At 39.0% G+C, this 26121-nt stretch carries 23 protein-coding genes; 16 read left to right on the top strand and 7 right to left on the bottom strand.

All coding sequences use genetic code 11. The annotated features are described in order from the left end of the window. Nucleotides 1-50 precede the first annotated feature (50 nt). The 16 genes from C7972_RS06135 (at nucleotide 51) to C7972_RS24280 (ending at nucleotide 19205) form a co-directional block, all read left to right on the top strand. Nucleotides 51-2258, top strand: coding sequence for a bifunctional alpha,alpha-trehalose-phosphate synthase (UDP-forming)/trehalose-phosphatase (locus C7972_RS06135; protein WP_110355339.1), 2208 nt, complete (start codon nucleotides 51-53; stop codon nucleotides 2256-2258). A gap of 68 nt (nucleotides 2259-2326) precedes the next feature. Continuing rightward, a complete protein-coding gene (locus tag C7972_RS06140) occupies nucleotides 2327-3523 on the top strand; it encodes an MFS transporter (protein WP_110355340.1) in 1197 nt (398 codons plus the stop codon). Between the two features lie 54 nt (nucleotides 3524-3577). After that, on the top strand, nucleotides 3578-4909 hold the full coding sequence (locus C7972_RS06145) for a M28 family peptidase (RefSeq protein WP_110355341.1): 1332 nt from the start codon (nucleotides 3578-3580) through the stop codon (nucleotides 4907-4909). 24 nt (nucleotides 4910-4933) lie between these two features. Further along, nucleotides 4934-5722 (top strand): dienelactone hydrolase family protein, encoded by a 789-nt coding sequence (locus C7972_RS06150; protein ID WP_110355342.1) that lies wholly within the window; start codon nucleotides 4934-4936, stop codon nucleotides 5720-5722. Further along, nucleotides 5719-7341, top strand: coding sequence for a M1 family metallopeptidase (locus C7972_RS06155; protein WP_110355343.1), 1623 nt, complete (start codon nucleotides 5719-5721; stop codon nucleotides 7339-7341). The genes C7972_RS06150 and C7972_RS06155 overlap by 4 nt, the downstream gene beginning before the upstream one ends. Nucleotides 7342-7344: 3 nt before the next feature. Next, on the top strand, nucleotides 7345-7917 hold the full coding sequence (locus tag C7972_RS06160) for a YdeI family protein (protein ID WP_110355344.1): 573 nt from the start codon (nucleotides 7345-7347) through the stop codon (nucleotides 7915-7917). 42 nt (nucleotides 7918-7959) lie between these two features. Then, nucleotides 7960-8694, top strand: a complete 735-nt coding sequence (locus C7972_RS06165) for an NYN domain-containing protein (RefSeq protein WP_110355345.1) — start codon at nucleotides 7960-7962, stop codon at nucleotides 8692-8694. 320 nt (nucleotides 8695-9014) lie between these two features. Next, the gene (locus C7972_RS06170; RefSeq protein ID WP_110355346.1) at nucleotides 9015-10391 is read left to right on the top strand and encodes an amidohydrolase family protein; all 1377 of its coding nucleotides are present in this window, start codon (nucleotides 9015-9017) and stop codon (nucleotides 10389-10391) included. A 221-nt stretch (nucleotides 10392-10612) separates the two neighbouring features. Next, on the top strand, nucleotides 10613-11296 hold the full coding sequence (locus tag C7972_RS06175) for a DUF2490 domain-containing protein (RefSeq protein ID WP_110355347.1): 684 nt from the start codon (nucleotides 10613-10615) through the stop codon (nucleotides 11294-11296). 4 nt (nucleotides 11297-11300) lie between these two features. Continuing rightward, nucleotides 11301-12518: a bifunctional alpha/beta hydrolase/OsmC family protein gene (locus C7972_RS06180; RefSeq protein WP_110355348.1), complete on the top strand. Its 1218-nt coding sequence runs from the start codon at nucleotides 11301-11303 to the stop codon at nucleotides 12516-12518. Between the two features lie 123 nt (nucleotides 12519-12641). Further along, entirely contained in the window at nucleotides 12642-13283 is a 642-nt protein-coding gene (locus tag C7972_RS06185) for a YceI family protein (protein WP_110355349.1), read from the top strand. Between the two features lie 226 nt (nucleotides 13284-13509). Further along, the gene (locus C7972_RS06190) at nucleotides 13510-14091 is read left to right on the top strand and encodes a superoxide dismutase family protein (protein ID WP_110355350.1); all 582 of its coding nucleotides are present in this window, start codon (nucleotides 13510-13512) and stop codon (nucleotides 14089-14091) included. Between the two features lie 217 nt (nucleotides 14092-14308). Then, nucleotides 14309-15589 carry a PD40 domain-containing protein gene (locus C7972_RS06195; protein WP_110355351.1) on the top strand — a complete coding sequence of 427 codons (1281 nt, stop codon included), beginning with the start codon at nucleotides 14309-14311 and terminating at the stop codon, nucleotides 15587-15589. 260 nt (nucleotides 15590-15849) lie between these two features. Beyond that, on the top strand, nucleotides 15850-17796 hold the full coding sequence (locus C7972_RS06200; protein ID WP_110355352.1) for a PorP/SprF family type IX secretion system membrane protein: 1947 nt from the start codon (nucleotides 15850-15852) through the stop codon (nucleotides 17794-17796). A 766-nt stretch (nucleotides 17797-18562) separates the two neighbouring features. Next, nucleotides 18563-18832 carry a response regulator gene (locus C7972_RS24275; RefSeq protein WP_309148912.1) on the top strand — a complete coding sequence of 90 codons (270 nt, stop codon included), beginning with the start codon at nucleotides 18563-18565 and terminating at the stop codon, nucleotides 18830-18832. Then, a complete protein-coding gene (locus C7972_RS24280) occupies nucleotides 18819-19205 on the top strand; it encodes a response regulator transcription factor (protein ID WP_309148913.1) in 387 nt (128 codons plus the stop codon). The genes C7972_RS24275 and C7972_RS24280 overlap by 14 nt, the downstream gene beginning before the upstream one ends. Nucleotides 19206-19412: 207 nt before the next feature. Here the strand turns inward: C7972_RS24280 and C7972_RS06210 are convergent, their stop codons facing one another. The 7 genes from C7972_RS06210 to C7972_RS06240 form a co-directional block, all read right to left on the bottom strand. Next, complete coding sequence (locus C7972_RS06210) at nucleotides 19413-20168, bottom strand: LytTR family DNA-binding domain-containing protein (protein ID WP_110355353.1); 756 nt, start codon at nucleotides 20166-20168, stop codon at nucleotides 19413-19415. A 33-nt stretch (nucleotides 20169-20201) separates the two neighbouring features. Further along, the gene (menA, locus tag C7972_RS06215) at nucleotides 20202-21110 is read right to left on the bottom strand and encodes a 1,4-dihydroxy-2-naphthoate octaprenyltransferase (RefSeq protein ID WP_110355354.1); all 909 of its coding nucleotides are present in this window, start codon (nucleotides 21108-21110) and stop codon (nucleotides 20202-20204) included. Nucleotide 21111: 1 nt separating this feature from the next. Continuing rightward, a complete protein-coding gene (locus tag C7972_RS06220; protein WP_110355355.1) occupies nucleotides 21112-21723 on the bottom strand; it encodes an SPOR domain-containing protein in 612 nt (203 codons plus the stop codon). Between the two features lie 180 nt (nucleotides 21724-21903). Next, nucleotides 21904-22734, bottom strand: coding sequence for a S1 RNA-binding domain-containing protein (locus C7972_RS06225; RefSeq protein WP_110355356.1), 831 nt, complete (start codon nucleotides 22732-22734; stop codon nucleotides 21904-21906). 87 nt (nucleotides 22735-22821) lie between these two features. Continuing rightward, nucleotides 22822-23163 (bottom strand): DUF2853 family protein, encoded by a 342-nt coding sequence (locus tag C7972_RS06230; RefSeq protein WP_031444095.1) that lies wholly within the window; start codon nucleotides 23161-23163, stop codon nucleotides 22822-22824. 37 nt (nucleotides 23164-23200) lie between these two features. After that, entirely contained in the window at nucleotides 23201-24955 is a 1755-nt protein-coding gene (menD, locus tag C7972_RS06235) for a 2-succinyl-5-enolpyruvyl-6-hydroxy-3-cyclohexene-1-carboxylic-acid synthase (protein ID WP_110355357.1), read from the bottom strand. 56 nt (nucleotides 24956-25011) lie between these two features. Beyond that, entirely contained in the window at nucleotides 25012-26121 is a 1110-nt protein-coding gene (locus C7972_RS06240; protein WP_110355358.1) for a chorismate-binding protein, read from the bottom strand.

The following is a 26121-nucleotide window of genomic DNA, read 5'->3' on the forward strand; positions in this document are numbered from 1 at the left end:
ACCGAAATTTAGGGAAATTAAATACGAATAACACTTAAAAATGTCAAATTATGGCCAAAACTATCATAATCTCAAATAGACTGCCCGTACAATTACAAATCGACAATGGAAACATCACTGCAATACCAAGTGTAGGCGGTTTGGCTACTGGTATGAAATCTGTTCATTCGGGAGGTGATAGCTTATGGATCGGATGGAGCGGATTAACGGATGAGGAGATTCCGGACGGACTTGCCCCGGAAATAGACAAGGCATTGGCCAAGCACGGATCATCCAAGGTAAATCTAACTTCCGAGGAAGTGGATGGTTTTTATTATGGATTCAGCAACCGTACCATATGGCCGCTCTTTCATTATTTTTTGGAATATTCAGAGTTTGAGCTTGAAAGTTGGGATACTTATAAATCCGTTAATCAAAAATTTGCGGATGCTATTTTGAAAGAAGCGGGGGACAACGATACTATTTGGGTACACGACTATCAGTTAATGCTGGTGCCTCAAATGGTTAGGGAAAAGCGCCCTAATATTTCCATTGGTTTCTTTTTGCATATTCCCTTTCCTTCCTATGAGATATTTAGAACCTTGCCCTGGCGTAAGGAAGTTTTAATGGGGCTTTTGGGATCTGATCTGATCGGTTTTCACACCTATGATTACGAACGTCATTTTTTAAGTTCTGTACGGAGGTTATTGGGGCTTGATGTTAGTTTTAATGATATCTATTTGGAAGATCGGGTCATTAAAGTAGATTCTTTTCCCATGGGAATTGATTATAAAAAATTTAGTGATGCCGCAAAAAAGCATGATGAAAACAAGACAGGTCAGCGATCCGAATTACAGCGCAGGCTGGATATGCACAAAGAATCGGACCCCGAAGCCAAGTTCTTTTTATCTATAGACAGATTGGATTATTCCAAAGGGATAGCAAAAAGGCTTAATGCCTTTGAATACTTTTTAACCAAATACCCGCAGTACAAAGAAAAGGTGCGACTTATTGTCTTAGCGGTGCCATCGAGATCCAATGTTCCACAATATCAATTATTGAAAAAGGAAATAGACGAATTGGTAGGGAGGATCAATGGTGAATTTTCCACGGTAAGTTGGACTCCTATATGGTATTTTTACCGCTCCATGCCTTTTGAGAACCTGATTGATCTTTATACCTCCAGTGATATTGCCTGGCTAACACCAATAAGGGACGGGATGAACCTTGTTGCCAAAGAATATATTGCTACAAGAACAGATAAAACTGGGGTCCTAATCTTGAGTGAAATGGCCGGTTCCGCCAATGAGATGAACGAAGCCCTTTTAATAAACCCGAATAATTTTGAGGAAATTGCGGATACATTATATGAGGCTATCAATATGCCGGTAGAAGAGCAACAGGCCAGAAATGCCATTCTGCAAAAAAGATTGGAAAGATATAACGTAGAAAAATGGGCCAATGATTTCATGACCTCTTTGCAAAACCAGAAACTGATAGACCATTCCTATAAGTCGCGCAGGTTGTCCAATGACATTTTGAAGGGGATAGTAAAGGATTATGGGAACGCAAAAAAAAGATTAATGTTCTTGGATTATGACGGCACTTTGGCAGGATTTCAGGGCGATCCACAAAAGGCGAATCCCGATGAGGCATTATATGATTTACTAGATCGTATGTCCGCATTGGAAAACACGGATGTCTATTTAATCAGTGGCCGTGATAAGGATACTTTTACCAAATGGTTTTTGCCCAAGAAGTACAATATGATCGTGGAACATGGAGTGTGGATTTCCGAAAAAGGGGAAGCCTTCAGAATGTTGGAAAATGTTAAAAAAGATTGGATGGAAAAAATTAATCCAGTACTGGAATCCTTTGTGGATAGGACCCCAGGTAGTTTTATCGAGGAAAAAAACTATTCTTTGGCCTGGCACTACCGTAAGACCGATCCAGACTTTGGGCAGAAACGCGCCACTGAACTCAATACGGTCCTTACAAGTTTAATAGCCAATGACGATTTGAGTATTTTAAACGGAAATAAGGTCATAGAAATAAAGAGCAGCAATGTGAACAAAGGTAGGGCGGCCATGCGGGTATTCTCCCAAAAGGAATATGATTTCGTATTTGCCATAGGCGATGATTGGACCGATGAATTTATGTTTCAGGAATTGCCGGAAAGCGCCATTACCGTAAAAGTGGGGCGACAAAAAACTCAAGCCAGGTACTACGTAGACAGTATTAAAAATGTCCGAGGATTACTGGAGCATTTTATCCGCTAGGAACAGGGAGCATTCCTGTAAACAGCGGTTGGTTATTACCGCTGTTCTTTGATCATATTTGCTAGTGCATGTCCATTGTGAAATACAGTACTAAATTGAAGTTAGGGGGGTATATATTGCCCGTCATTATTATTTCGCAGTTTGCGTGCACCTCTTTGTGGTTTGCGGGGAATGCTGTTTTGGATGATCTGATATTAAAAACGGGATTGGGAATCCAAATTATTGGTTATGTGCTGTCTTCGGTTCAAATAGGCTTTATTTTGGGTACCTTGGTGTTTGCGATTTTAATGATATCGGATCGCCATTCCCCTTCCAAAGTCTTTTTGTTCAGCTCCTTTTTGGCGGCCCTCTGTAATATGATGTTATTGCTCCAGGACATCTCCAATACAACACTTTTTGTTGCCAGATTGGGTACCGGTTTTTTTCTAGCCGGTATTTACCCTGTGGGGATGAAGATAGCGGCAGATTACTATGAACAGGGGTTGGGAAAGGCCTTGGGGTATTTGGTTGGGGCACTGGTCTTAGGTACTTCATTTCCCTATTTGCTACAAGGTTTGGAGTTGGGCGAAGATTATACGGTTGTAATTAAAACAACCTCATTATTAGCTATTTTGGGAGGTTTGTCCATGTTCTTTTTGGTACCTGACGGCCCTTACAGAAAGCCTAACAGGATATTGAAATTAAGAATGGGAATTAGGCTCTTCGGAATACCTGCCTTTAAAAAAGCTGCCTACGGTTATTTTGGCCATATGTGGGAACTTTATGCCTTTTGGGCCTTTATTCCGTATGCTATTAAAACGTACAATTCCATTCATTATAAAGATCTTCCAATTTCTTTATGGACCTTTGTAATTATTGGACTGGGCGGTATTTCTTGTGCCATTGGCGGACATATGGCACTTAAATGGGGCAGTGGAAAAGTAGCCATGGGCTCGTTATTGCTATCTGGACTCCTGTGTTTTGCCTCCCCCTTATTTTTTCTCTTTCCTACTCCCCTATTTCTAGTCGTATTTTGTCTTTGGGGAATATTTGTAACTTCAGATTCACCACAATTCTCTACTTTAGTAGCTTCCACAGTCCCTATGGAGTTAAAGGGTACGGCACTAACCCTAGTAAACTGCATTGGTTTCTCCATTAGTATAATTAGCATACAATTGCTAACTTTCTTGTTGGATGTTGTAGATACGCGCTTTATTTTTACCTTCTTGACGATTGGTCCAATAATTGGTTTATCGGCAATGTTTAAGGGAGGTCTTAACAAATAATTAAGAAGCTGTTTTTACGGATAAGCGTAAATTACCAAGCCAAATCCAGGACGAATGCACAAATTAACTATTGGTTGTATATTTCTATTTTCTTTCTGCCTCATGGGGCAAACAGATCAGCGTATTTATGATATAATAAACGAGGTTTCGGCCGAGAGAATTAAAAAGGACGTCACTACCTTGGTCAACTTTGGTACAAGGCATACCTTGAGCGATACTCTTTCCAATACCAGGGGAATTGGTGCAGCAAGACGATGGATCAAAAGTGAGTTCGACAGAATTTCCGACAATTGCAACAATTGTCTTGAGGTAAGTTTTCAAAGGGACTTGGTAAAAAAGGAAGAAAGTAACAGAATACCTCGGGATGTGTGGGTGGTAAATGTTATGGCCGTTCAAAGGGGGGGCAAATACCCAAACCGCTATATAATTATGAGTGGGGATATAGACTCCCGCGTAAGCGATGCCAATAATTATATTTCAGATTCACCCGGTGCCAATGACAATGCCAGTGGGATGGCAGGGACCTTAGAGGCCGCTAGGGTCCTATCCAATTATAAATTTGAAAATAGTATTATATATCTGGGACTTTCAGGAGAGGAACAAGGTCTTTTTGGAGGCCAGGGCCTGGTAAGAATGGCCAAAGCCAAGGGTTGGGATATTATAGGGATATTCAATAACGATATGATAGGTAATATAAAGGGCGGGGATGGAATTATTAGCAATACCGATTTTAGGATTTTTTCTGAACCTGTGCCCCCGACCGAGACGGAAAGGGAAAGGAATATGCGCCGTTTTTATGGGGGTGAAGTAGATGGTATATCAAGGCAGTTGGCCCGCTACGTTCACAAGAACGTAAAAACCTATATGCCGGAAATGAACCCTATGCTGATCTATAGATTGGATAGATTTGGACGTGGCGGGCATCACCGCCCATTCAATGATGCCGGTTATGCAGGAATAAGGATAATGGAAGCACACGAAAATTATACCCAACAGCATCAGGATATCAGGGTAGAAAATGGAATTGCCTATGGAGATGTATTGGAGCATGTGAACTTTGAATATGCCAAGAAACTAACGGCGGTGAATGCGATTAATTTGGCTTCTTTGGCCTGGGCACCTCCTGCTCCCAAAGAGGTTGGCATTGGAGGTATTGTAGAACCCTCGGCAAAGTTGGAGTGGAGCAAGGTACCCGGTGCAAACGGATATAAAATCTATTGGAGGGATACTACCTCCCCCACTTGGGACCATAGCAGGTTGGTAGGAGATGTTTCGGGATATACTTTGGAAGGCGTTGTATTGGACAATTTTTTATTTGGGGTGTCCGCTATCGGGAAGGATGGTTTTGAAAGTGTGGTGGCTTTTCCCAATGCAATTTTAAAGTAACATAGGTAGGTTATAACTAAATTTATGAAATTAATTTTGCAATTACTTGTCCTATTGTTGGGCTTTAGCGGGAATTTAAAGGCTCAGGAATTAATGCAGGCTGCTGAAATTCCCCGACCTGCGGAATGGGTAGATTTTAAAAGGGATAACGGAAGCGAAGTAAAAGCTTTGGTTGTTTACCCCGAAAGTGGTGAAGCTGTCAAAGCAGTAATATTAATACATGATAATTTAGGATTAAACCAATTTATAAAAGACTTTTCAGTAATGATAGCTGGTCAAGGATTTTTGGTCATAGCCCCAGATCTGATATCCAATATGGTTGAAGGTATTGAAAAAACGACCGATTTTGAAAATTCCGAAAAAGTCAGGGAAGCCATTTATGCCTTGGACGACTTGCAGGTGACTAAAGACTTGGATTTAGTATATGATTTTGTGAAAAACAACCCTTTGTTCAATGGGAAAATTTCCGTTGTTGGATTGGGTTGGGGCGGGTCCCAGAGTTTTGGTTATGCAACACAAAACCCAGATCTGGAAAGTACAATAGTTTATTACGGTACGGCCCCAAAGGATTTAACAAGCTTAAAAAATATTCAGTCCCCAGTGTTCGGTTTTTATGGTGCCGCCGATAATAGGGTAATTGGGACGATACCGGACACTGAAAAAACAATGAAGGAATATGGTAAACCTTATACTTTTGAGATCTATGAAAGTGTGGGGCATGCCTTTATGAGTAGAGGTGCCGAAGAAACTTATGGACCAAACAATATGGCTTATGAAAAGTCATGGAATAAATTAATAACTCTTTTAAAATGAAAAAAATCACCGCTACATTGATGTTGGCCATTGGGCTATCCTCCTATGCACAACAACAAAATTATACAGAACAGGATTCCCTAAGAGGCAGTATAACCCCGGAGCGCTCCTGGTGGGACCTAAATTTCTATAATTTGAGCGTTGAGGTGAAGCCGGATGAAAAATTCATCTCTGGTAGCAATATAATTCGTTATACGGTTTTGGAGGAAAGGCAGCGGCTTCAGGTAGATCTACAACCGCCTTTAATTATCGAAAAGATCACTCAGGAAGGGGAAAATTTGGAGTGGGAATCCAATGGGAATGCCCATTTTGTAACGCTTAAGAAGCCACAATTGAAAGGGGAGATAAATGAAATTAAGGTCTATTACTCCGGCCATCCAAAAGAAGCGGTCCGAGCCCCATGGGACGGAGGTTTTTCATGGAAAAAGGATAACAATGGAAAACACTTTGTAGCTACTTCCTGCCAAGGTTTGGGTGCCAGTATCTGGTGGCCAAATAAAGACCACATGTACGACGAGGTAGATAGCATGGCCATCAATATTACAACTCCAAAAGATTTGATGGATGTTTCCAATGGTAGGCTTCTAAAAGTGGTAGAAAAAAAGGATAGTAAAACCTATCATTGGTACGTGTCCAATCCTATCAACAATTACGGGGTAAATATCAATTTGGGCGATTATGTTCATTTTGGAGAAACCTACAATGGGGAAAATGGACCACTGACGATGGACTATTATGTGTTACGGGATAATGAGGAAAAGGCAAAAGAACAGTTTAAGCAGGCGCCAATGATGATGGAGGCTTTTGAATATTGGTTTGGCCCCTACCCTTTTTATGAAGACGGTTATAAATTGGTGGAAGTACCTTACCTAGGGATGGAACATCAAAGTTCTGTTACCTATGGGAATAAATATGGTAACGGTTATTTGGGCAAGGATCTTTCAAAATCAGGGTGGGGATTAAAATTTGATTTTATCCTTATCCACGAATCGGGCCATGAATGGTTTGCCAATAATATTACCTATAAGGATATTGCCGATATGTGGGTCCATGAAGGCTTTACCGCCTATTCCGAAAATTTGTATGTGGATTACCACTTCGGGAAAAAAGCTTCTTCCGATTACGTTCTCGGTACCCGTAGCAGTATTCAAAACGACGTGCCCATCATTGGAACCTATAATGTAAATCAAAAGGGTTCCGGGGATATGTACTCCAAGGGAGCCAATGTACTTCATACCATAAGGCAGTTGGTGGACGATGATGAAAAATGGCGGACTATTTTACGGGGTCTCAATAAGGAGTTCTATCATCGGACAGTTACTACAAAACAGATAGAGGATTATATCAGTAGTAGTTCCGGCATAGATCTTTCCCGCTTTTTTGACCAATATTTACGCACTGTTAAAATTCCTATCCTAGAATACCAAGTGAAGGGCAAAAAACTGCGATATAGGTATACCAATATTATAAAGGGTTTTGAGATGCCGGTAAAAATCAGTATAAATGGCACCCAAGACTGGGTTTATCCCACCTCTGGTTGGCAGTCAAAATCTTTTAAAAAAGATATACTATCGGTTGATGTGGATAATAACTTTTATGTTGACTATAAGAAAATTTAATTCTTGAAAGTAGTAAGACAATTTTATTTTAAGACGGATGTGGAATGGCGGGCTTGGTTGGAAACCAATCACCAAAGTAGTACTGGTGTACATCTTATTTTCTATAAAGTGGCCCACGAAAGGGATAGCATGCGTTGGGAAGATGCCGTAAAGGTTGCTCTGTGCTTCGGTTGGATAGACAGTACCGTTAAAAGTCTTGGGGATGGAAAACGGCAACAATATTTTTGTCCCAGAAAGCCCAAAAGTGTTTGGAGTAAATTGAACAAAACGTATATTATAGAACTCAAAACAAGGGGGGAAATGCACCCGAGCGGACTGGAGAAGATTAAGGTAGCAAAATTGGATGGTTCCTGGAATGCTTTGGACGATGTTGAAAACGGTGTTATCCCTGAAGACTTACAAGTTGCATTCGATGCGGAGCCAAAGGCTTATGTCAATTTTCAAGGTTTTGCCCCCAGTTACAGAAAAAGCTATCTTTATTGGCTCAACCAAGCCAAACGGCAAGAAACAAGACAAAAGCGGATAGGGATAATTATATCGCTTTGCAAAGAGAATAAAAAGGGGCGCGACCAATAAATGGTTAGCTCCGTAAAAATTTAAATCCAATAATTTTATAAAATGGACATAAATCTAGCAGTATTAATAGACGGTGACAACATTCCCTCTGCCTATGTAAAGGAGATGATGGAGGAAATTGCCAAATACGGCAACCCTACCATAAAAAGAATTTATGGAGACTGGACCAATCCCAAACTATCCAAATGGAAGAATTTGTTATTGGAAAACGCCATAACACCAATTCAGCAGTATGCTTATACCACTGGTAAAAATGCTACCGATTCCGCAATGATCATCGATGCCATGGATATCTTGTATTCCAATAAGGTTGGTGGTTTTTGTATTGTTTCCAGTGATAGTGATTTTACCCGTTTGGCAACAAGGCTAAGGGAGGCCGGTATGAATGTAATTGGCATAGGGGAAAAGAAGACCCCCAACCCATTTATTGTAGCTTGTGATAAATTTATTTATATTGAAATTCTTAAAAACCAATCAGAGGAAAGTTCCTCCGGAACATCAGATAGCAAGAGGGATAAGAAGGACAACGTGGACAAGATTACCCAAAAGGAAATTAAGCTTATAGCCTCCACTATTTCCGATCTGGCCGATGAGGATGGATGGGCCTTCTTGGGCGATGTGGGTAGCCTTCTTCAAAAGAAGCAGCCCAATTTCGATTCACGTAACTATGGTTTTCAAAAACTGACACCATTGATCAAATCCATTAAGAACTTTGAAATAGACCAACGCGAAAATGTAAAGGGACGGTTTAAATTAATTTACGTTAGAAACAGGTAGGACCTTTTTTTTGAGCTAGGTTGAAATAAATGGTATTAAACCTCAGGGCAAGCCTGTCTGCGGACAAAGGCAGTCCTGTCTGCTGACAAAGGCAGTCCCTGAACCCAATAATAGGAATCGACCCTAGGGTCAGGTATTGAACCTAGATCCCGCCGAAAAAGGCGGGATTAGTTCCACTTGCAATTTTAAGTACGTCTTACGGACTTCTCAAAATTGAGTTTCACTATTAAATAATTCAGGACAATTCAGGTTGTCCATATTGGTTAATTCCCCCTGCCACCAATAATGGCATTGCTTGTTAACTTAAAACCTATACCAACATGAAAAAAATTAGTTTACTCATTTGTATTGTAACTTTTCTTTCCTGTTCCCCAAAAAAGATAAGCATTAGTCCCACGGCCGTATTGATAACAGATGTCAATATCGTTGATGTCAGTAATGGTGATATTCTAAAAAATAGACAGGTAGTAATCGACTCCGGGAAAATAAAAAAAATTTTGGAGTCGGTAGGGAATGTTGGGGAATATCCAAATATTATTGAAGCCAAGGGCAAGTACCTTATCCCGGGACTTGCAGAAATGCACGCACATATTCCCCAGCCTCCTACAAGCGATACCCGTATAGAGGAGACATTGTTTCTATATCTTTCCAATGGCATTACCACGATTAGGGGAATGTTGGGTCATCCTACCCATCTGGTATTAAGGGAAAAGGCATTAAATGGGGAAGTTTTGAGCCCTCGTATTTTTACTTCCAGTCCTTCATTTAATGGCAATTCCGTAACCACCAAAGAGGAGGCCGTGCAAATGGTTACTGCCTATAAGGATGAAGGTTACGATTTTTTAAAAATACACTCAGGAATAGAGCTGGAGGTTTTTGATCAAATGGTGGAAACCGCCAATGAACTTAATATCCCCTTTGCTGGCCATGTACCGGTGATGGTTGGGATTCGTCATGCCTTGGAAAGTAAATACGCTACCATAGACCATGTTGATGGATATTTGGAAGGACTTGTACCGCAATCTGAAGCTGTTGATCCTTCTACTAATGGGTTTTTCGGTTACTCCTTTACCCCATTGGCAGATACTTCTAAGATTGATGAATTGGTGGCGCTGTCCAAAAAGAACCAGGTATGGGTCGTACCTACACAGAGTTTGTTTGAGCGGTGGTTTGCCCCGGTAAGCTCTGACGAATTGTTGAAGCAACCGGAAATGAAATATATGCCCGTTTCCACTTTGGAGAATTGGAAGAGAAGAAAGGATGAATCCACGAAACCTGAAACCGGTTTTAACGAAGAACAATGGAGTAAGTTTACAGCCATAAGAAGAGAATTGATACGAAAATTACAGGAGAATGGGCACGGTATGTTATTGGGCTCGGATGCTCCCCAATTGTTCAATGTGCCGGGCTTTTCCATTCATCATGAAGTTGAAGGAATGAAGGAAGCGGGATTAACGCCTTTGGAAATTTTGCAATCTGGGACCATTAACCCAGCTATTTTCTTTGGTATGGAGGACACCTTTGGAAGTATAAGGGAAGGTCTGGATGCAGATTTGGTGTTATTGGGCTCCAATCCATTATTGGATATTTCGGCGCTAAAAGATATTAATGGTGTAATGGTAAGGGGAAAATGGCTGTCCCAGGATTCAATAGCGGAGCAGTTAGGGCAAATAGCCAGTAATGCCAAAAACAATTAATATCCTTTATTCCTTAAGAAGACCTTTACTATCTAAATTTATTCATGATCTGGAAGGATACGTGGATCCTGGAATCAAGTATATATAGAACGTTATTCATGGGAAACCCAAGAAATAAGCATTTCCACGGAAACTGTATTTTTGGGTCGGGGATGGAGTAAATTCCTCTCTATAGCGGAAATAATTATTAAATAAATCACAGACGGAAACATCTTAACATTATGAAGAAAATTTTAGGCTTGCTATTGCTTATCTCAACGTTTACAATGAAAGCACAGGAAAATGGGGAAAACAAATTGGGATCTTGGCATATGTATTTTGGCACCAATAAGATTAGCAACAAATTAAGTATCCACACGGAAGCGCAACTCCGCTATTACGAACAGGCCAAAAATTTTAATCAATTACTATTAAGAACAGGTATAAACTATCATATTGATGCCAATACATGGACCACTTTTGGGTATGGATATATTGTCACGGACGGTAGTTTTGAGGAATTCCCAGAAGAAACAAATTCTAAGGAGCACCGTATTTTTGAACGATTTTTCCTAAAAAATAAGGTTTGGGAATTTAACTTTGAACATAGGTATACTTTGGAACAACGTTTTTTGGATTTTGGGGATCGGACCGATGTACAGCATAGGATGCGGTATCGTTTGCAAATGACATTACCCTTGACCAATACTTTTTTCCTTAATTTCTACGATGAGATCTTCCTGAACCTTCAAGATGATATATTTGGTCAAAACCGACTATACGCTGCTCTTGGAGTAAATGTGACGGAAAATTTGAGCCTTCAGATAGGCTACCTAAAAAATCATTTTTCAGAGGCACATTATGATCGGCTCCAGATAGGTATTACCTATAATCCCGACTTAAGGGGTGTATTGAAGAAAAAATAGTGTTATGAACCAACAAAAAGTAAGTTTCAAAAATGTACGGGGAGAAACCCTGTTTGGGCGTTTATCCCTACCTGCCAATCAACATCCACATAATTTTGTGCTATTTGCCCATTGTTTTACCTGTAATAAAAATTTTACTGCCATAAGGAATATAAGTAGGGCCCTGACTTCTCATGGTTTTGGGGTCTTGCGGTTCGATTTTACGGGTCTAGGGGAAAGCGAGGGGGAATTTTCAGATTCCAATTTTTCTGGAAATGTGGAAGATTTATTGGAAGCGGCCAAATATTTGGAAGAGCACTATAAGGCCCCGACCTTGATTGTTGGGCATTCCTTGGGGGGAGCTGCAGTTATTCTTGCTGCGCAAAGAATATCTTCCATACGAGCTATTGCAACTATTGGAGCGCCATCCAATCCTTTACATGTAAAACATATCTTTAAAAATGATATTGAAACCATTAAGGATCAAGGAGCTGCCGAAGTAAATATTGGAGGAAGAAGCTTTACCATCAAAAAACAGTTTTTGGAAGATTTAAAATCACAATCCTTCCAGAATACTTTAAAGAACAATAGAAAGTCCATTTTGGTTCTTCATTCGCCCCAGGACAATGTTGTTGAGATAAAAAATGCAGAGGAGATTTACGTTGCCGTTCGCCATCCGAAAAGCTTTGTTTCCTTGGATGGGGCCGATCATTTGCTCGGTAACCCAAAAGATGCAACCTATACTGGGGAAATCATTGGAAAATGGTCCAAAAGGTATTTGGAGATGCCCGAGGCCAAAGCCTTGGAAACGGAAAAAGAAGTGGTGGCCAGTTTGGATAGTGATGATGGATTTACTACCCAAATGAAAGTCGGCAGCCATTATATCATCGCTGATGAGCCTGTTTCATATGGGGGCAATAATTTTGGCCCCTCTCCCTATGAATTGGTGTCCGCCGGGCTGTCGGCCTGTACGGTAATGACCATACAGATGTATGCCAAAAGAAAAAAATGGCCTTTGGAAAATGTGGAAGTACATACCTCCTATCAAAAATTACACGCAGCAGATTGTCAGAACTGTGATTCAAGCGTGGCAAAAATAGATACATTTCAAAGAGCTATCAAACTTACAGGTAGTTTGGATGAAAAACAAATTGCCCGAATTATGGAGATTGCAGATAAATGCCCGGTTCACAGAACCTTGGAAAGTGAAATAAAAATCAATACCACATTGATTAACAGTTAGAATTGTCCATATACCCTTATAAGATAGCAGGGCTTTAATAATTTATGATTATTTCATTTTAAAGAATTGTTGGACAATTTTTTTTATGCTTAACTTTATAGCTAATATTTCAAATAAAATATCATGAAAAAAATCGCTTTTGCATGCTTAGGTTTACTTTTGATTACGGGAATAAGCTGTAAGGATGCCAAAAAAGGTCAAGATGGTGGTGCCATGGAACAGGATACCGCCTCTTCCGAAAAATTTATCTTGGTAAAAGATTCTACCAAAGTGGGCTTTACGGCTTATAAGACCACCGAAAAATTGCCGGTTGGTGGCAAGTTTACCAAAATTAATATTACAAATACCAAGGAAGGCAATACAGCAATGGAAGCCCTGAACGGTACTACCTTTAGTATTCCCGTAAGCAGTTTGTTTACGAATGACGCCACGGGAACCAGGGATCCAAAAATATTGGAATTCTTTTTTGGTGTTATGGATAACACAGAGCTTATTTCAGGGGTCTTTAAAGTTACAGGGGAAGATACCTGTTCCATAGATGTTACCCTAAACGGAAAAACGGCCAATATTCCTTTGAAACATGAAATTTCAGGAGACAACAGCCATTCCTTTAGTGGTGTAATGGATTTGGAGAATTGGGACGCCTTGAATGCGGTGGCATCCATAAACAAAGCTTGTGAAGCTTTGCATACAGGTAAGGATGGGGTAAGTAAGACTTGGAGTGAAGTGGCCGTACATGCCGATGTCCTTATGCAAAAAAAATAGTTTTTAAATTATCAGGAAGGAATATTGTCCAAATGATCCCCTTTCCCTGAAATTAGAAGGATTTGGTAGAAAGTCCCTGTATTTGATACATTCAAATACAGGGACTTTTTAATTTATCTGAAGCTGTTATTGACGCTATTACATTATAAAATAACGCGTATCCCTTTTAGGCTTGACATCATTTCACAAAATTGGTAATTTTAAGAGAACCTAAAAAAAATGAAAGATGAGAAATATTCAAATATTATCAGTGGTGTTGCTTTTCCTGGGTTCCTATAGTTGTAAGGAAGCAAAGAAGGAAACCAAAGGAACTATGGAAGCTGTGGAAGCTATGGCCGAGGAAATAAACAATGAGGTTAAAACCTTAAAATTTCCCTTGGAGCCAAAAAGTGATAGTAATGTTAAAGGCGAGGTAAGCTTTACGGAAGAAAATGGAACCGTAAGCATGAAAGCTAGCTTGTCCGGACTAATCCCTGGGGAGCACGCGGTACATATCCATGAAAAGGCGGACTGTTCTTCGGCTGACGGAAAATCAACGGGGGGGCATTGGAACCCAACCTTTTCTCCTCATGGCGAATGGGGTTCCACAAAAGGCTATCACAGGGGAGATATTGGAAACTTTACGGCAGATGCGCAAGGCAATGCAACTATTGAGTTTTCTACAGATGAATGGTGTTTGGGCTGCTCGGACGATACCAAAAACCTAATGGGTAAAGCTGTGATAGTACACCAAGGAGCGGACGATTTTGTTACCCAACCCACAGGCGACGCCGGGGGAAGGATAAGTTGCGGTGGAATAATTGAATAGTGAGACTTGAAAAAAAAATAAGCTGCCATTTTTGGGCAGCTTTTTTTTCTTATAAAAACAACACTGAAGATCGGTATACAGGGGCAAGCCAAACATCCAAATTCCTATAGGGTGATTAAAAAATTAAAATAAAACAAAAACCTATGAAATTTTACTAATAATAATTCCTACAAAATGATAGACCTTTGTTTAGTTTAACACCCCAATATCTAATAATATGAACCTACCCAATAGCTATAAAGGGATAATCGGCTGCATTATTACGTTATTCTTCTGTTCGTTGTCCGCCCAAGAATCCAAGGTTTCCACCAACAGTAAGTCCAACGAGTACGAAAACAGCCAAAGAGCAGGCAAATATCTGCAACTTCTAAAACTGGGATACAAGGAAAACGAAATATTCGAGGATCTGGGCAATGCCAATTTTTTGGCTGAAAATTACGAGGAAGCCATATTTTGGTACAAAAAGTTAATTGATATCAATACAAGTTCCACTGCAAGGCCTGGTTACTATGAACGATATCTATTTGCACTAAAGAAAATTAGGTCAACAGTGGTGGAAAGTACCTCTGAAGATAAGGATTGGCTGGCCCAAATTAAAGGGGACTATAAAATAAACGGCACCCTCGTTGAAAATAATTCCAAACCTGAAAAAGTATGTAAATATAGGGATTTCAATTTTCAACATCCTCAAGAAACTGTGGTGTCCAGGGAATTGACTATGGAAGATCTAGGTTTAAAAAATGAGTTGATATCCGATATGGGGGATCAGGAAAAATTTAAATTTGCCTATAATGCGCCCGTTGCAGTCACCGAAGATGGCAATACGGCATATTTCAGCAAGGCTGTATATACAAAGCCGTTGTATGGGGTCTTTTCAAAAAAAGAATTGGTACACAGAATATTCAAAGCGAATAAAGTGGACGGGAAATGGCAAAATATAAAAGAAGTTGCCTTGGCACCCAAGCATTATTCGGCCATCCATCCAACTGTTTCACCAGACGGAAAAAGATTGTTTTTTGCCTCCAATATGCCCGGTACTTTTGGTAAATATGACATTTACGTGGCAGACATACAAAATGACGGTTCCTTTAGTGTAGCTAAGAATTTGGGCAAAAAAGTGAACACGGACGACAACGATCTTTATCCAAAAATATTGGGAGGGTCTTCCTTGGTCTTTGCATCGGAAGGAAGAAAAGGATTTGGTGGATTGGATGTGTATATGGTTCAGGTTGATCAAAGGAAAGTGGGGACTTCCGTTAACTTGGGAACCGATATTAATAGTGTTGAGGATGACTTTTCAATTTTACTAACTGGTAGCAACGGAATGGGGTACGTTATGTCCAATAGAGGTAAAAGTAAAAGTACCCCTCAGAGGGTGGCATTTACCTATTCCAAAGAAAAAAAGGACAGGCTATTGGAAAAAAGGCAATTCAATATCTTGGAAAGTATTGATGACAAGGCCCAAATTAATTATTCAAATACTGTTTTTGAGGAGTAAGTCTTTCCCATATAAAAATAGCTATAGTAATGGATAATTTAAAAAGCAGCAATACTATGATAAATTAACAGTAAGAATTTACTTACAATATTGTAATTTGGTCCTCTATATTTTTTTGGACCATTTCAATCTAACTTTTTAAAGCCCAGACCAGGTTGGAGGTCAATAGGAAATGAATGATCCAAGTTAAGCGAGAGACACGCACTATATGATTATAAGAAATAAATTATGATCTGAATAACACAAATTTTCCCCCTTGGATGAACTGCAGAGTTGCCATTTTTAAGAAGGTATTACTCCTAATATTATTTTGCATTGCACTCTGCAATGCTACTGCATTTTGTCAAGAGGCCAATTCCGATTTTAATTCCTCTACCTCCTACCACAATCAATTGGTCTACAACAGGTTTTTAATAAATCCTGCCTTTTCATTGGTAAGGGAGAACAAATCCTACGTTAATATTCTACACCAAAATCAGTACGCCACCTTTAATGACAATAATCAAAATTATTTTCTGGGTTTTGGCAACAAATTGAACGATAATACCGCCATGGGTCTAGGTGTCTATACCAATCGTTCGGGGGTTATGCAGGAATTTGGGTTAAACGCCAATTATGCCACTGCGGTACAATTGGGTCGGAACAGTAAGTTGAGTTTCGGAACCAATGTCACTTATCTCAATGCAGGGATCGATAAAAATAGGATTATTGCTTCGGAAAACGACCCGGAAATATTGGATGCCAGAAACGAGACGCGGTTGGCCCTACAGCCAGGGGTGGTACTTTCCATGGGGCAGTTGGATTTTGGACTATATGCCCAAGACCTTATCAGTTATAATCAAACGACCAATAGCGTTATCACCGATTTTAGCGAAAATGCCCTGAAGGCATCGGTGCAATATACGCATGAACTTGACGCTAGAAGGGGATTGTTTACCAATGGCAGAATTATGCCTTTGGTACAGGTCCATAGGGATGAAGAAGAGAATTTTTCTATAGCGGGATCGGTATTGTTGGACTTGCCGGATTATGGCTGGGTCCAGTCGACCCTGGATGATAGGTACGGCCTGTCCGTGGGATTGGGATTTAATCTTGGTAAAAAGATGACCTTGGGATACGTATTTGAAAAGAATTTTTTAAAATATGGGGCCAGCCTTGGCTGGAACCACGAATTATCCTTGGCCTACACATTTAAAAATGATTTCCCCGAAACTAGAAGGCCTATAGTAAATTCAACCTATAGAAAACCAACCTCATCCAAAAAAAGAAAATCGGACCCCGTTGTAAAAAATTACCAAAAAGAGATTAAAAAACTGAAAGCTGAAATACGGAGAAGGGATCAGGACATAAAATTAAGTGATCGACCATATTCAGAAACGACAGAAGATGATTATACCGTTAACGAGGGTTCTGGGAATCAAATGTTAAGATTAGGCTCCGGCAATGACAGTGGTAGCACTAGTAATTGCGAATGTCAAAGCACATTGGCGTACCAGAATCACTTGCTTTTAAAAGAGCTACTTAAAAAGCAATATGCAAATAATGACGACTCCAAAGATCATGTAATAAACCTTACTGTTAATACTGCCAATGCCGATAATGTTGATAAAACAGAGAAAAATGATGCCTGTCAAAACACCCTTGCCTATGAAAATCGGTTAATATTGGACGGACTTATATTACGACAAGACTCGTTGGAATCTGCCAACAAAAGGGAGATTGATAAAAGGTTCGATATGTTGGTACGTATACTGAAAGACGAAATAAGGCAGAACATGAAAACCGACCTTCAGAAATTAAATAGTGAAGAATACGAAACCGCTGTAGCCGATATACAAGAAAAAACGATATATAAAATTAATAATGCGGAGAAAAAAGATTACACCAAGTTGCCTATAAGGATGGAGCAGCAATCTGGCATAGCTGGTGTAAAGACAGGTTATTATTTGATAGCCAACGTTTACAAGAATAAGGAAAACGTGGATTCCTTTATAAGCGACCTTAAACACAAGGGAATTGACGCCAAACAATTTTTTAATAAGGAAAATGGTCTATACTATGTGTATTTGGCAGATTACAACCAGAAGAACGAGGCGGAAATGGCCTATACCACAGACTTGGATGGTAAGTATTTCAGTGAAAAGTGGATTATGAAAGTCAATAATAACACGGCAACGGCCGAGACTTTATTCGAAGACGGGGAATAGCCGGCCGAACGCTCTGTATTGTAAATATCCAATAGGAAGGGCTGTAATGTTAGTATTGTTCATACAAACAAAGGTTTTCAAATTCTGGAAGAATTTTTGACCACTATTTGTTTTTAAATGTACTCCCTCCCTACCCTTGTCATGGCTCGGCTATTTGGATAACTTTCGTGTTCCTATGTCCTTCAATATGACCTACTTATCCTATTGAATTGCTTCCAAGTTGCAAGCAATTGAGGTTGTAATAATACATTTAAATTGGCTAATTTTTATGAATAATTCATAATTAACCTTATAAATTAATTTTGTAGGAAAATACATCGGTTATTTATGCCGGTTCTAATTTTTATACTTATATTTAACTTTTATTAACATAACTTTAGGCTTTAAAATTTGATAGTTCAAGACAAACCACAATTGTATGCGATTTACCTACGGTCTTAATACGAAATTTATCAGTGTGTTTTTTGCTACCAAATACGAATACAAATAGAAATAATAGTAACACCCCAAATCACCAAAACATGAAAATTCAATCTACCCCATTAAGTAAAGAAAGGAATAATAGCGTATCCCTAATAGGCACCAAGAGTTTCTTTTAATATTGAATTCAAGTATTGCGCTTGAGTTTTATTGGCACCGCCAAAGGGTATAATACCCCGAGGCTTGTCTCGAAAATTAGAGTTCGTCTCCTACGAATGCCTCGCGGGCTTGCCTCGAGGTAGTTTACTAACAATAAAATAAAAAAAATCCCCAAACCTCCTTTAATATGAAATCCAATCTCCTAAAAATTATGGTTATAGACGATGATCTGTCTTTACATGATGCCTACAAATACTACTTTAAAACTTATAAGGAATATACCCTTGCTGGAATATATGTTTCGGTACAGGAAGCGTTATTGGATTACGACAATGTTCTGCCCGATATTATTGCTTCGGAAGTGGCTATGCCCGATGGTTGCGGTATTGAAGGTATTGGACATTTTCGGAAAAAAGATCCTGAAGTAAAAATTATTATGATAAGTGATCAAAAATGATTTTGAGATCGTAAAAAGAGCTTTTAAAAATATGGCGAACGGTTATCTATCCAAACCTGTTGGCATAGATAATCTGTACCATGCCCTTAATGCAATAAAGTATGAAGGTGCAACCATGAGCAACGATATTGCCAAGAAAATAATATCTATGTTTCAAAGAAAAACCCAGGCATCATTTTCCGAAAGGGAAAATCAGATTATTGACTATTTATGTCAGGGAGCTACCTATAAGACTATTGCGGAGAATTTATATGTTACGCCGAGCACCGTTAATTTTCATATTCAGAATATTTATGTAAAATTAAATGTAAATTCAAAATCCGAGGCCTTGTCCAAATTGAGGGAAATGGAAAATTCTGCGCAACTGATCTAAAGGGAAACAACTGGAATGATTAAATAGTTACTCTTAATTATAGAGGTTGTTCTTAACATTTGCCTGGTTTATTGAAGTATCCCGTAGACTATCTTTGGCAGTGGTGTAGCTAGTTGAACCACAAGGAAAGTATAGGCCCAGATCAAAGCCCTATAATTAAAAAAAGATGCCCTTAGGCACCTTTATACTCTTTTAGAAGATTATTTATTACGAATTCATTGCTGAGATAATAAACTCTTTGAATTCCTTGGAAATAGGAATCAGGGTATTGTTAATCAATATATCCTTGGAGTTGATGGCATCAATATGGTCTACGTTGACAATATAGGATTTATGTGCCCTATAGAATTTTTGCTGTGGTAGTTTCTCCAAGTAATCCTTCAGCGGGGATCTAACCAAAAACTTTTTATCTACAGTATTTACTTCCAAATAAACATTATCTGCTTTAATAAATTGTATATCCCCAAATTGGATTCGATAGTACAAATGTTGTTTTTTAACGAAGATGGAATCCTTTAATACCTTATTGGACATAAGTTTATCATCTTCTTCTTCCTGATTTTCCGATGCCCCATTGTTCTTGACCGAAGTAAAGTTGGAGAGCGCAATTTCGATGGAAGTATATAAATCCTGCTGCTCAAATGGCTTAACCAAATAGCCATTGGGTTTCACAGTCTTTGCATTTTCAACAGTGGCCCTATCGGAATTTGAAGTAACAAATATAAAGGGGATATTGTAGTTCTCCCTGATATGCTTGCCCAAATCAATTCCTGTTTTATCGGACGCCAAGATAATGTCGATTAAAACCAGGTCAACTTCCTTATTTTTTAAGACTTCAACAGCCTGTTCGTAAACAATTACATTGTCCACGATTTCGTATCCAATCTCTTCCAACATAGATTGCATATCATCTGCAATTATTACGTTGTCCTCTACAATAAGAATTCTAATTGGTTGTTCCAAAGTGCATTTTTTTGATTGGTTATTATCTCAAAATTACGAAAAATTATTAAAACTAAAATAAAACAGAATCGACAATAAAAAAGTGCTCAATGCCAGCTTTTTTAATTCGGGATCCAGTAGAACCGTATTCTTAAGTTTCCACATTTTGTTAAGATGCATAAATATAGGTACAAAAGCTAATAAATGGATGGCATTTTTCCAATTCTCGTAATGAATTATGGTAAAGGCCAAGATGCTTATAAAACTGAATACGATTAGGAAAACATGGTATATCTTGCCATTTTTAATACCCATTTTCACGACTATTGTGTTTTTATTGGAATTCTTATCCGACTCATAGTCCCTTAAATTGTTAAGATTAAGGACTCCCGTACTCAATAGGCCTATAGCTACTGCCGGAAAAATGGACATTGCATAAAGAGTTTTGGTGTAAAGAAACATTGAACCCATAACCCCTAGTAGACCAAAAAAAAGAAATACGAAAACGTCCCCCAGTCCCTTATATCCATAGGCCGATGATCCAACTGTGTATTTTATGGCGGCCCATATACTAAATACACCTAGAGCTCCAAAAATTACCGTGAAAAGTAGGTATTTAGTACCAAATGCAATATATAAAAGGGCTATCGTTAAAAGGGCACATATAACAATAGATATAATAATACCCATTTTAAGCTCGTTCCGGGACAATTGTCCGCTTTGAAGTGCACGCTTGGGCCCTACTCTGTTTTCATTATCGGTACCTTTAACGCCATCGCCATAATCATTGGCAAAATTTGAAGTAATCTGGAATCCGACAGTGGTTAATAAAGCCAAGACAAAAATATCCCAACTAAATTGGCTGTACATACTTGCAAGTGCCGTGCCTACAATAATTCCTGACAACGAAAGAGGAAGTGTCCTCAATCGGGCCGCACCTATCCATGCTCTTATTTTTGGCAATTTAATATGGGTCTTCTATTTCTAAACGCTTTCCTTCTTTGTAAGAGGCAACGAATGCATCCTCAAAACCCATTTTTACCAATTGGAACCTGAATGACCTGGCTTCTTCCAAAGTTTCGAAATTTCCAAGGGAGTAAGAATAGAAGGGATTGGTTTTAACAAATATTGTATTGTTAAGTGATTCGGACGCAAGGGTTATGTTGTTGTCCACAAAGGATTTAACCTGTACGGAATAAATTTTTTCTTTATCCAAAAACTTTTTGGCCAAATAAAACTCCTTCACCAAACTAAGTTCTTCGTTCTGCTCCTTAAGATTGTCTATTCTTGCTTTTATGACCTCCAAACTATCTATGGACACCAAAAGGTTATTCCCCATATTATTTCTACTTTCATAATTGGAGGACCTAATAAATCCGGCATTGTACGAGAAAATGGCCAGAGTACCAATTAAAAAAAGCACGGTAATACTACCGAATAGATTTCGTTGTATCTTACTGCGCTTTAATTCCTTGTTCTTGTATTTTATCTGATCCAATAGACGCTCATTAATAATTTGGGCCTTGTCTATGTCTTTATGCAATTCCAATAAATCACTTTCCTCAATGAATGGCATAGTATAAATTGTTTAGGGGATGAGTTCTAAAATTAGTAAAAATAAATCGACTATATAACTTTTTAAACTTGGTTGTTGTAAAAGTAATGGTTTTTGTTGCAAAACGACAAATAATTAAAACGAAAATCCATAAATAATTGGACACCATTTAATTAAAGATTGCTATTTAAAGCTAGTTGCTTATAGCAAGTTTATACTATCTGGCTTAATCTCTATCTTTCTTTCCTTGTACAAAGCCCCTATCCCCTTTTTAAAAGTCTTCTTGCTCATCTGCAAAATTCTTTTGATATCCTCCGGGTCCGACTTGTCGTGTAAATTTAATACCCCACCATTGGAAACAAGTTTGTCATAGATTAGGTTGGCTGCCGGCTCTAAACTTTTATAACCTATAGGCTGCAGGCTGACATCAATTTTGTTGTCCGGTCTAATATTTTTAACATACCCCTTTATCTTGTCCCCGACGGCCACTTTTTTGAAAATTTCATTGGAGTAGACCAATCCTTTGTGCTTATGGTTGATGATTACTTCCCAGCCCAAATCGGTCAGCCTTGTAACTACCAGATCTACCTCGTCCAATGCATTCACTGTTAAGTCGTCATTGGATAAAAATTTATCCAGTTTGTTGGAAGCTACCAATCTATCTGTTTTTTCATCCAAATAGCAGTAAACAACGTACCATTGGCCTTCCTGCATTTTATTGCGCTGTTCCCTAAATGGCACCAACAAATGTTTTTCCAACCCCCAGTCCATAAATGCACCGTATTCGTTTACTTCGGCAACCTGTAACAATTGAAACTGATCAACCGTCACATAAGGAACCAATGTGGTAGCCACAATTCGTTCTTCGTGGTCTAGATAACAAAATACTTCAATGCGGTCTCCGATCTCAAATTCCTCTGGAACATATTTATTGGGCAATAGAACATCATTACCCTCGTCATCGCCCAAAAAGAGACCCACTGTGGTATCCCTAAGTATTTCTAAATTATTATATTTCCCAAGTGCTATCATTCGGCAAAAATACGTTTAAAATAAATCTCAATAAAAAAAAGCCGCTCTTTTTAAAGGCGGCTCAAATATTATATACAGCGGGTACCATTATTTATAGACGGACTCCTTTTTAAAGTGCTTGGCCAACATGTAATAAACTACTGCCCTATGCTTACTCTTCACGGAACTACCGTATTTATCTGTCACAGATTTGATGGCATCCATTAATTGAGGGCTATCTTTTAGTCCAAGTTTTTTAATCAGGAAATTATTTTTAACCGTTTGCAATTCTTTATCATCCGACCCGGACACTTTTGATGCATCCATGTTATATATGGAAGGTCCTAATCCTATCGTCACCTTCGTCAGTAAATCCATATTAGGTGTTTCACCAAATTTGTCCTTGATGTCTGCCGCATATTTTTCGATCAATTCATCTCTTTTGCTCATAATATTAAATATTCTTAATGATTAGATTAATATCCTTCTAAGATATGAAATCAAAATAACTAAGCAAAATATTGTCATTCAATAATCTTGGCGTTTTTATTTCCAGGATTTTGGGTTTTCCTGATTCGTTATAAAAGTTCTTCAAGGCCTTGTTTAAGTCGGTTTTATTGGAAACAGATTCAAATTTAAAGCCATACATTTTGGCCAGGGATTGTAACTTAAGCGTATGGGTTGTCTCGAAAAAGGTGTTAAAATTGTCGGTTTCCTCTTTACCGGGCAGGATCCTAAAAATGCCACCACCATTATTGTTAATGACAATTATCCTAAAACTTGGCTTAATATAATTATTCCATAAACCATTGCTGTCGTATATAAAACTTAAATCGCCTGTAATCAACAAGGTTGGATTTTGCTCGTAAATTGAAGCTCCTACGGCCGTTGAAGTACTCCCGTCTATACCGCTGGTACCTCGATTACAGTAAACACGGATAGAGGGCTCCAAATCGAATAATTGGGCATATCTCACCGTAGAACTGTTGGACAATTGTAGCTGGTAGTTTTTCGGAATGCTTCCCAAGGCCTTGTGGAACACCCACATGTCCGAAAATGGTATTTCCAGTAAGTACTGTTTTCTTTTTACCCTGTAACGATCCCTCCTTTTCGCCCAATACTCGTAATAGGAGCCTTCCTTGGCCGAGGTGTCTGTTAAAAGGTTTTTAAATAGTTCATTGGGACTTGTTTTAAAATGTTTATTTAGACAAAAAAAGGTATTATACGCTTTTTTGGGATTTACGTGCCAATGCATAAGCGGGGAATAATCCCTTAAAAAGGCTTTTATTTTTTTCGAGACAATCAGTCCTCCAAAGGTTAGGACAATTTCGGGACGGAGCATTTGGAACAATTCGTCCTTGTTGGCGGATTTCTCAATGGGAGCTATGATACTGTCTATATTGGGGAAAAAGTTGGGGTGGAATATATTGGAGGTGCATTCTGTAAGTACCACAACCGTTGGGTCTTTTGCCAGCATATCCAAATAGATTTTTTCAACTTCGTTAGGCGCATTTACCCCTACCAAAACCATTTTCCGTGAAGCGTTTTGCCAGCGATCAATATATTCCTTCCATTCTTCCTGGCCATTTTTAGCCTGGACCTCCAACAAATCAATTTGTGGCAAAATTGGGGATTCATCCACTGTATCATATAAAGGCTCTTCGAACGGAATATTTACATGTACCGGAGTATTATTGGCAATGGCTATGTTTAAAGCCTTGTTGAGAATCTTATCATTGTATTTTTGAACCAGGGCCTGGGATTGCTCAACGGTATGGCCCGCCAATTGAACAGGGTCATATTTCCGTACTTTATGGGTAGCATGGCAGACATCCTGCTTGAGGTTTGCCGAATACCCAATATGATTTTCAAACACATTGTTCTGTCTTATGGTTTGTCCGTCCCCAATATCAACTTTATAGGATGGCCTGTCCGCAGAAATAACAATAATGGGTATATCGCTATAGAAAGCTTCCGCAATGGCAGGATAATAATTGAGCAAGGCGCTTCCGGAAGTGCACAGGATCGCAGTAGGCCGTTTTAGTTGTTGTGCTATGCCCAGGGCAAAAAACGCAGCACAACGCTCGTCAACAATACTGTAACAAGTAAAAAAAGGGTCTTCCGAAAAACTTATGGTCAAGGGGGCATTTCTTGATCCCGGGGAAATGATTATGTTTTTAACACCGCGTGCCTTGCAGTGATGGACAAGGGACTGTGCTGTGGGAATACTGGAATATTTCATTATTGCAAAATTACAACTCAGGTTTTTCTAAAACCAATACATTGTTGCTTTTTGGTTTATTTTAAAACTATATTTAACATGGTGTTACTTTTGTCCTTGGTCTCCTGCCATTCTTTTTCAGGTACGGACCTGCTCGTTAAGCCGCCACCAACATAAATTTTAACCTTATTTCCCAATACTTGCATACATCTTAAATTCACGAATAAAGAGGTCTTGTTCTTTATGGTCCTGTAAGCCATATTTTCCTGATTTCTTCTTGTTGACGGTCTGCTGATATCTTCCTTGAAATTCAACTCCCCCAAAAAACCGGTATAAAATTGTCGATCATAGTTCTCATTGTCCAATATAAATTCTTTGGCCGCTTTCTTGGGTAGCCCACAAACGGCAGGTGTTGGATGTAGGGCCTCTATTATTTCTTCAAGCCGCGAATTATTTAAGTTCCCGGTCACGGATGTTTTTAGGTGCCAAAGATTCCCCGCTTTAAATGAACTTGTCTCCGATACCTTTAGAGGGGTAGCCTTATCTTCCAGTGAACTACGGATGAACTGGGTCACCATCTGCTGCTCCTCCAGTTCCTTTTCTTGCCAAATAGGTTCCTTGCCTATCCTGTGCAGTTGGGTGCCGGCCAAAGACATGGTTCTAAATTTATTGTTTTCGGTTTCAAGAAATATCTCGGGGGTGGCTCCCAACCACAGACCAACCCTTGGGTGGAACCAAATATAGCAGAAAGCTTTTGGGTATTGGGTCAGCAATTCGTTGAACATAACAAAGGAGGTCTTGGAGGTTTGCACCTCTATACTTCTGGAAAGGACCACCTTTCTTATATTTCCCGAATCGATACTACTGATCGCCCGTTCTATTAGTTTAAGATAAATATCCTTATCGGCGTCCTGGTCAATAGTTTTTGGTAAAGGATTTCCGGAATGTTTTGGAACCGCCCCAAAGGCTTCGGCAATAGCCTTGTCTTTTCTAATTAACACCGCAGGTCTGTCCCCATCAAAGGGAGCAAAAACAAAACCGCACTCGGTATAGTCGGTTACATAATGTATCTCAGTGTCATTTTGAAAAATTACCTTTACATCACCCTCATTGGGTTTCCTATAAGCCACAAATGGCAGACCTTTACGATACTGTTCTTTTATTTGATCCAAAAAACCTAGGGACAT

Origin of the sequence: Arenibacter sp. ARW7G5Y1, from assembly GCF_003201775.1 — a bacterium.
GTDB lineage: Bacteria > Bacteroidota > Bacteroidia > Flavobacteriales > Flavobacteriaceae > Arenibacter.

Coding starts and splice junctions, on each gene's coding strand:
- C7972_RS06135 (WP_110355339.1), top strand. CDS start 51: ATGGCCAAAACTATCATAATCTCAAATAGACTGCCCGTACAATTACAA.
- C7972_RS06140 (WP_110355340.1), top strand. CDS start 2,327: ATGTCCATTGTGAAATACAGTACTAAATTGAAGTTAGGGGGGTATATA.
- C7972_RS06145 (WP_110355341.1), top strand. CDS start 3,578: ATGCACAAATTAACTATTGGTTGTATATTTCTATTTTCTTTCTGCCTC.
- C7972_RS06150 (WP_110355342.1), top strand. CDS start 4,934: ATGAAATTAATTTTGCAATTACTTGTCCTATTGTTGGGCTTTAGCGGG.
- C7972_RS06155 (WP_110355343.1), top strand. CDS start 5,719: ATGAAAAAAATCACCGCTACATTGATGTTGGCCATTGGGCTATCCTCC.
- C7972_RS06165 (WP_110355345.1), top strand. CDS start 7,960: ATGGACATAAATCTAGCAGTATTAATAGACGGTGACAACATTCCCTCT.
- C7972_RS06170 (WP_110355346.1), top strand. CDS start 9,015: ATGAAAAAAATTAGTTTACTCATTTGTATTGTAACTTTTCTTTCCTGT.
- C7972_RS06175 (WP_110355347.1), top strand. CDS start 10,613: ATGAAGAAAATTTTAGGCTTGCTATTGCTTATCTCAACGTTTACAATG.
- C7972_RS06180 (WP_110355348.1), top strand. CDS start 11,301: ATGAACCAACAAAAAGTAAGTTTCAAAAATGTACGGGGAGAAACCCTG.
- C7972_RS06185 (WP_110355349.1), top strand. CDS start 12,642: ATGAAAAAAATCGCTTTTGCATGCTTAGGTTTACTTTTGATTACGGGA.
- C7972_RS06190 (WP_110355350.1), top strand. CDS start 13,510: ATGAGAAATATTCAAATATTATCAGTGGTGTTGCTTTTCCTGGGTTCC.
- C7972_RS06195 (WP_110355351.1), top strand. CDS start 14,309: ATGAACCTACCCAATAGCTATAAAGGGATAATCGGCTGCATTATTACG.
- C7972_RS06200 (WP_110355352.1), top strand. CDS start 15,850: ATGAACTGCAGAGTTGCCATTTTTAAGAAGGTATTACTCCTAATATTA.
- C7972_RS24275 (WP_309148912.1), top strand. CDS start 18,563: ATGAAATCCAATCTCCTAAAAATTATGGTTATAGACGATGATCTGTCT.
- C7972_RS06220 (WP_110355355.1), bottom strand. CDS start 21,723: ATGCCATTCATTGAGGAAAGTGATTTATTGGAATTGCATAAAGACATA.
- C7972_RS06225 (WP_110355356.1), bottom strand. CDS start 22,734: ATGATAGCACTTGGGAAATATAATAATTTAGAAATACTTAGGGATACC.
- C7972_RS06230 (WP_031444095.1), bottom strand. CDS start 23,163: ATGAGCAAAAGAGATGAATTGATCGAAAAATATGCGGCAGACATCAAG.
- menD (WP_110355357.1), bottom strand. CDS start 24,955: ATGAAATATTCCAGTATTCCCACAGCACAGTCCCTTGTCCATCACTGC.
- C7972_RS06240 (WP_110355358.1), bottom strand. CDS start 26,121: ATGTCCCTAGGTTTTTTGGATCAAATAAAAGAACAGTATCGTAAAGGT.